At 48.1% G+C, this 7081-nt stretch carries 6 protein-coding genes; all 6 read left to right on the top strand.

Annotation, left to right across the window (positions count from 1 at the left end; genetic code table 11):
• The coding region (locus DEH07_05150; GenBank protein ID HBY03925.1) for a hypothetical protein at positions 1-1273 on the top strand (1273 nt) is incomplete at its 5' end.
• Positions 1274-1663: 390 nt separating this feature from the next.
• A complete protein-coding gene (hpt, locus tag DEH07_05145; GenBank protein HBY03924.1) occupies positions 1664-2185 on the top strand; it encodes a hypoxanthine phosphoribosyltransferase in 522 nt (173 codons plus the stop codon).
• 43 nt (positions 2186-2228) lie between these two features.
• On the top strand, positions 2229-3770 hold the full coding sequence (locus DEH07_05140) for a GMP synthase (glutamine-hydrolyzing) (GenBank protein HBY03923.1): 1542 nt from the start codon (positions 2229-2231) through the stop codon (positions 3768-3770).
• Between the two features lie 34 nt (positions 3771-3804).
• Entirely contained in the window at positions 3805-4284 is a 480-nt protein-coding gene (purE, locus tag DEH07_05135) for a 5-(carboxyamino)imidazole ribonucleotide mutase (GenBank protein ID HBY03922.1), read from the top strand.
• Between the two features lie 32 nt (positions 4285-4316).
• On the top strand, positions 4317-5609 hold the full coding sequence (locus tag DEH07_05130; protein HBY03921.1) for an adenylosuccinate lyase: 1293 nt from the start codon (positions 4317-4319) through the stop codon (positions 5607-5609).
• A gap of 16 nt (positions 5610-5625) precedes the next feature.
• Positions 5626-7080 (top strand): amidophosphoribosyltransferase, encoded by a 1455-nt coding sequence (locus DEH07_05125; GenBank protein ID HBY03920.1) that lies wholly within the window; start codon positions 5626-5628, stop codon positions 7078-7080.
• Position 7081: the final 1 nt, after the last annotated feature.

The raw sequence follows: 7081 nt of genomic DNA, 5'->3' as shown, positions 1-7081 counted from the left end.
CTCAGGAGCACCTGGCAACGCGAAAGATTGGATTGGTATTTACAAAGTTGGCGCCGCAGACGGATCATATATCAGTTATCAGTATTTAAAAGGCAACAAGAACGGTTCACTTACTTTCAAGGCGCCAAATGTTTACAATGGGCCACAAGCCGGCAGTTATAATTTCCGTATGTTTGTAAGTGATGGCTATACAAAGATTGCCACCAGCAACGACGTGGTAATTGGCAAGCAGATATGCAACGTGACGGCAGCCCTTGATACTTCCGGAGAAAATATAACAGTTACATACTCAGGAGCACCTGGCAACGCGAAAGATTGGATTGGTATTTACAAAGTTGGCGCCGCAGACGGATCATATATCAGTTATCAGTATTTAAAAGGCAACAAGAACGGTTCACTTACTTTCAAGGCGCCAAATGTTTACAATGTGCCACAAGCCGGCACTTATAATTTCCGTATGTTTGTAAATGATGGCTATACAAAGATTGCCACCAGCAACGACGTGGTAGTTGGCAAATCGACAACCCAAACCGACGACGCAAACCTGAAAGCAGCTCCAGGTGACGGCAAGGTTTATCTGAGCTGGAATAAAGACACAAATACCAGCGTGATAGGTTATCATCTTTTCAGGGGCACATCCAGCGGCGGGGAAACCTCAACCCCGATAACGGACTTTGCAATAAAAGAAACCTCCTACGCCGACCCCAATGTCAGCAACGGGATTAAGTATTGCTATATTATGAAGCCGGTTTATAGTGGCGAATCGTTGGGCAAAGCTTCCAACGAAGCGTGCGCAACACCGACGCCAAATAGCGGAGGTTCTTCTGGAGGATCCGGAAGCGGAAGCGGAACAGGATCCGGGACCGGGACCGATAATCCCGTAGTAAAGGGAACAAAGATAGTTCTCCTGATCAACAACCCTTACATGACGGTAAACGACGTCAGTAAAGAAATAGACCCCGGCCGGGGAACCGTACCCCTTATTTTAAAGGGTAGGACCCTTTTGCCAATCCGGTCTATTGTCGAAGCCATAGGCGGAGTGATTAAATGGAACGAATCTGAACGTAAAGTAACCATCCTGGTAGGAGACACTAAGATAGAAATGTGGATAGACAGTAATAACACGCGTGTTAACGGTTCTAACAGTACAACGGATGTTCCTCCAGCGATAATCAACGGAAGAACAATGCTTCCCCTGAGGTTTGTCGCAGAAAACTTGGGCGCGAAAGTAGATTGGGACTCCGTAAATTACAAAATAACGCTTCTTTTCTAAAGATAGCAGAGTACTACGGAAGTAAATAAACATATAAAAAAATAGGGGTATTTTAAATAGATAAAGAAGCAGGGTCTCTGCTTCTTTATCTATAATCAAGGATATTTAAAACCTTATTTTCATAAGTTCTTCCCGGAAGGCGGGTTTTTTGGGTTAACTGCCAGAAGTTCAACTGGCAACCGGCGGGCGTGTTTATAAGCATTATGCCTAAAAAAATGTGGTTTTTTCAATGGATGATGATAACTGACATTGTTGTAATCAAAGAAGTCTTGGATGAATCATTACTTGGGGGTGAAACATTATTGAAAGTGGATAATTTTCCTGTTATAATTAGTCGTTGGTTCCGTAGAGAAGAGCGGGTTTTGGCTGCTCTATCTGGAGTGAAAAAGATTGTCTTTAGGCCGGGTTTTGCTTGGCGAACGGGAAATACAGGATCGGGTACGCAAACTCGGGGAAGAAATCTCCAGGGATTATACCGGTAACGAGTTGTTGCTGGTAGGAGTCCTCAAAGGAGCTTTTATTTTTTTGGCCGATCTTGCCCGCTGCCTGACAATTCCGGTCCGTCTGGATTTTATCACAGTATCCAGTTACGGAGAATCGCTAAAGTCTTCTGAAGAAGTAGTCATCTTGAAAGATCTGGGAATGGACCTGAAAGACAGGCATGTTTTACTCGTCGAGGATATTATCGATACAGGCCTGACAATTGATTTGCTGATGGACAACTTGGCCGGGCGAAATCCGGCAAGTCTGAAAACCTGCGCCCTGTTGGACAAGCCGGACAGGCGCAAGGTGTCCGTAAAAGTAGATTACGTCGGATTTGATATACCTGATGAATATATTGTTGGGTATGGTCTCGACTATCAGGATAAATACCGATGCTTAAAAGATATTTACGTGCTGGAACGCTGCTGACCCGGCGTTTTATTTTGCAGCCGGTTATTTAACGGGAGGAAATATGCGGACCTTAGAAGAAGAAATGATCATTGTTTTAGATTTCGGCGGGCAATACAGCCACCTGATTGCCCGGCGGATCAGGGAGTGCAGCGTCTTCTGCGAAATGCTTCCCTATAATACTTCAATAGAAATAATCAAGGAAAAAAAGCCGCGGGGAATAGTCTTTTCAGGGGGGCCGGCAAGCGTTTATCAGCCTGACGCCCCTGCTTGTGATCCGGCCATTTACAGCCTGGGCATACCAATTTTGGGTATTTGCTACGGTCTGCAGTTGATGGTCTTGCAGTTGGGGGGAACAGTCTCCCCCGCTAAACAAAAGGAGTTTGGCAAGGCTATTCTGGAAATATCGGTTAAAGATAAGCTTTTTAACGGCCTTGAAGCGCAGGAACAGTGCTGGATGAGCCACGGTGACATGGTGGAAACGCCGCCGCCCGGTTTCGTAATTACAGGCAGGACATCCCAGGCGCCGGTGGCGGCAGCCAGTGACTTCGAAAGAGAAATTTACGGGGTGCAGTTTCATCCCGAAGTAATCCATACGCCAAAAGGCCAGGACATTCTGCGCAATTTTCTTTTTCAAATCTGCGGGTGCAAGGGGCTATGGACAACGGGTTCGTTTCTGCGTCTTTCTGCGGAAGAAATCAGCAGCCGGGCCGGAGAAGGCCGGGTTATATGCGCTTTAAGCGGAGGAGTCGATTCTTCCGTGGCGGCTGTGCTTGTCAATCGCGTGATTGGCGAAAGGTTGACCTGCGTGTTTGTCGATCACGGCCTGTTGAGAAAAAATGAAGCCGTACAAGTTTTGAGCACCTTCAAGGAAAAATTTAAGCTGAATGTGATTCATGTTGACGCTTCGGAACGTTTTCTTAACCTTTTAAAGGGAGTTTCCGATCCCGAGAGAAAGCGGAAAATTATCGGGGAAGAGTTCATCAGGGTGTTTGAAGAAGAAGCAGCCAAACTGGGTAAGGTCGATTTCCTTGTTCAGGGTACCTTATATCCTGACGTTGTTGAAAGCGGTACTGCCACAGCCGCTGTTATTAAAAGCCACCATAATGTCGGCGGTCTTCCGTCAGACATGCGTCTTAAAATTATTGAACCGCTGCGCTGGCTGTTTAAGGACGAGGTGAGAGTTGTCGGAGAAGAACTTGGCCTGCCGCAGGAGGTTGTCTGGCGCCAGCCTTTCCCCGGGCCCGGCCTGGCGATACGCATTATCGGGGAAGTTACTCCGGACAAACTGGAACTGCTGCGCGAAGCGGATGCAATAGTTACCTCCGAAATTCAGCAGGCGGGCTTAGACCGTGAAATCTGGCAGTATTTCGCAGTGCTCACGGATATGCGCAGCGTCGGTGTAATGGGTGACGAGCGGACCTATGCCAATACTGCCGTGGTCAGGGCTGTGACCAGCCATGACGCAATGACTGCGGACTGGGCAAGAATTCCCAATCACGTACTGGAAAGAATTTCTTCCCGCATGGTTAACGAAATTGCCGGCATTAACAGGGTGGTCTATGATATTACCTCCAAGCCGCCGGCTACTATTGAATGGGAATAAAGAAAATAACTGATTAAGAAAAAGGTGAATAAAGATGCCTGAACCGCTTGTTGGAATTGTCGCCGGCAGCGAATCTGATCTTCCGGTAGTCAAGGAAGGCTGCGAAATTCTTGATTATTTGGGTATTACTTATGAACTCGTGATATCTTCGGCGCACCGCGCCCCGCGTAAAACCGTCAAATATGCAAGTTCGGCTGCGGAACGCGGTTTGTTGGTGATTATTGCCGCCGCCGGGGGAGCGGCTCATTTACCGGGTGTAATCGCCGCCTATACCCCATTGCCGGTAATCGGCCTCCCAATCAGTTCCGGGGCCTTAAACGGACTGGACGCTCTTTTTTCAATAGTGCAGATGCCGTCAGGTGTACCTGTAGCTACTGTCGCTATTAATGGCGCAAAAAACGCAGCCCTGCTGGCCGGTCAGATTATCGGTGTTTCTGACCTTCCGATGAGGGAAAAGATTAAGCAATACAAAGAAGCTCTGGCTGCGCGCCTGGAAGAAAAGCCCACCCATTAAAATGATCTTTTATGAAGGGATTGAAGGAGAAAGTGATCGAACGCTATACCCTGCCTGAGATGAAAGCTATCTGGTCGCCTGAAAATAAATTTAAAGTTTGGCTGGACGTAGAGATTACCGCCTGTGAAGCAATGGTCCAATTGGGGCTGGTCCCGCCGGAAGCGCTGCTTGAAATAAAGGAAAAAGCCAACTTCGACATTAAAAGAATTGATGAAATAGAAGCGGTGGTCAACCATGACGTAATCGCTTTTCTTACCTGTGTCGGAGAATATGTAGGCGAGGCGTCAAAGTACATCCACCTGGGGCTGACCTCATATGATGTTGTTGATACCGCCCTGTCAGTGTTGATGAAAAAAGCCGGTGAAAAAATTCTTACCCGTTTAATAGAATTGCAGGAAGCCATAAAAGAACAGGCCGTGAAACACAGGTATACGCTGATGATGGGCCGGACCCACGGCGTGCATGCCGAACCGATCACATTCGGCTTGAAGATGCTGCTCTGGCTGGCTGAAACTGAACGAAATACCGAGCGGGTGAAAAGAGCAATTGAGACAATCAGCGCCGGCAGGCTTGCCGGAGCGGTCGGCACATACGCAACGATAGATCCCTTTGTGGAATCTTACGTTTGCAGCCGTTTGGGGCTTGTGCCGGCGCGTGTTTCCACGCAGGTGCTGCAAAGGGACCGTCATGCTGAGTACTTGACCACACTTGCTATCGCCGGCGCCTCGTTGGACAAGTTTGCCATGGAAATAAGGCATTTGCAGCGTACAGAGGTCCGTGAGGCAGAGGAATTTTTCGCCGAAGGGCAAAAGGGCTCATCTGCCATGCCTCACAAGAGAAACCCGATTATAGCCGAGCGGATCAGCGGGCTTTCCCGCCTGCTGCGCGGAAACGCCGTTGCCGGCATGGAAAACGTGGCCCTGTGGCATGAACGGGACATTTCCCATTCATCAGTAGAGCGTGTTATTATTCCCGACAGCACTATTGCGCTCGACTATATGCTTTTCAAATGCACGGAGATGATTAAAAAACTGTTTGTTTACCCGGAAAAGATGTTTGCGAACATGCAGGTCAGCCACGGTCTTGTTTTTTCTCAAAGGGTTCTGATCGCGCTGGTCGAAAAGGGTATCAGCCGCGAACAGGCTTATTCTCTTGTTCAGCGCAACGCCATGGAATCATGGAGTAAAGGAAGAGATTTTAAAACCCTCCTGAAGGCTGACCCGGAGGTAACCAGCCTTCTAAATTCTGAGGAAATTGAAGCCATTTTTGATTACAGAATTTATCTCAAAAACATTGATCATATATACGGCAGATTCGGTTTGTAAGGGAGAGTAAAACAGCGTGAGACAGTTATTGATCCCGGATTCCGAAAAGCTTCATGAGGAGTGCGGCGTTATCGGCGTCTATGCTCCGGGACTTGATGTAAGCAGACTCGCTTTCTACGGACTGTACGCCTTGCAGCACAGAGGGCAGGAAAGCGCAGGCATTGCAGTGGCGAATGGAGAGGAGATAATCCTGCACAAGGGAATGGGACTTGTGCCTGATGTGCTTGGAGAAAGGGAACTGGAGAGTTTGCATGGCGATCTGGCCATCGGGCATGTCCGTTACTCTACAACAGGCGCAAGCCAGCCTATAAACGCCCAACCGCTTGTTTTTCGCTATGCGGGGGGGATGATCGGCCTGGGGCATAACGGGAACCTGACTAATGCAGCTGTCCTGCGCGACCGGCTTGCTTCTTCAGGAACTATTTTTCAGTCTACTACGGATACTGAAATTATTGTCAACATGATTGCCCGTTATTATCAGACCAGCCTTGTCAATGCTATTATCAAATGTATGGTGTCGCTGGAGGGCGCTTACTCACTGGTTATTATGACCGAGGATCAGCTTTTTGCTGTCCGCGATCCTTTCGGATTCCGGCCGCTCTGCCTGGGAGTACTTGATGATCATGGATTCGTTGTGGCATCGGAATCCTGTGCGTTGGATACCATAGGAGCAAAGCTGATCAGGGATGTTCTGCCCGGAGAGATTGTGACTATTGATCACAGGGGACTTACTTCCATCCGGGGGCAGAATCTTGGAAGATGCGCCCACTGCATTTTTGAGTATATATATTTTGCGCGTCCCGACAGCTGCATAGATGGTTTTCATGTTAATCAGGTCCGCCGTGAGATGGGACGGCAGCTTGCGCGTGAGTACCCGGTAAAAGCCGATCTGGTCATTCCAGTGCCGGATTCGGGAAACGCCGCAGCACGCGGCTATGCCGAAGGCCTTGATGTTCCATTTGAAGAAGGTTTGATGAAGAACCGTTATATCGGCAGGACTTTTATTCAGCCCACACAGGATGTCCGGGATTTAAGCGTGAGGCTGAAAATAAATCCCGTCAAAAGAATATTATCAGGAAAGAAAAGAGTTGTTATGGTCGACGACTCTTTAGTACGCGGGACTACAAGCGGCAGGATGGTCAAGCTTTTACGGGATTGCGGTGTTGAGGAAGTGCACTTGTGCTTGAGTTCACCGCCGGTAACTCATTCATGTTACTATGGCATCGATATATCTGATGATGCTGAGTTAGTTGCCGCACACAAACCGGTGGAAGAGATAAGGAAGATGATTGGCGCTGACGGGCTGCACTACCTCAGTATTGAAGGCCTTTTACAAATATTTGGAGAAAGCAGCAAAAACTTTTGTACAGCTTGTTATTCAGGTGATTACCCTGTCGGGGATTTTAATTCCGTGCGTCCCGGTAAAAACGACTTGGAAAAGAAGCATAAGAAAGGAAACATGGACCAATAGA

Origin of the sequence: Desulfotomaculum sp. (assembly GCA_003513005.1) — a bacterium.
Taxonomy (GTDB): Bacteria; Bacillota; Desulfotomaculia; order Desulfotomaculales; family Nap2-2B; genus 46-80.
This window is presented reverse-complemented; position numbering and strand designations above follow the sequence as displayed.

Excerpts from the sequence above, each read along its gene's own strand:
- DEH07_05140 (HBY03923.1), top strand. The coding sequence starts at position 2,229 with ATGCGGACCTTAGAAGAAGAAATGATCATTGTTTTAGATTTCGGCGGG.
- purE (HBY03922.1), top strand. The coding sequence starts at position 3,805 with ATGCCTGAACCGCTTGTTGGAATTGTCGCCGGCAGCGAATCTGATCTT.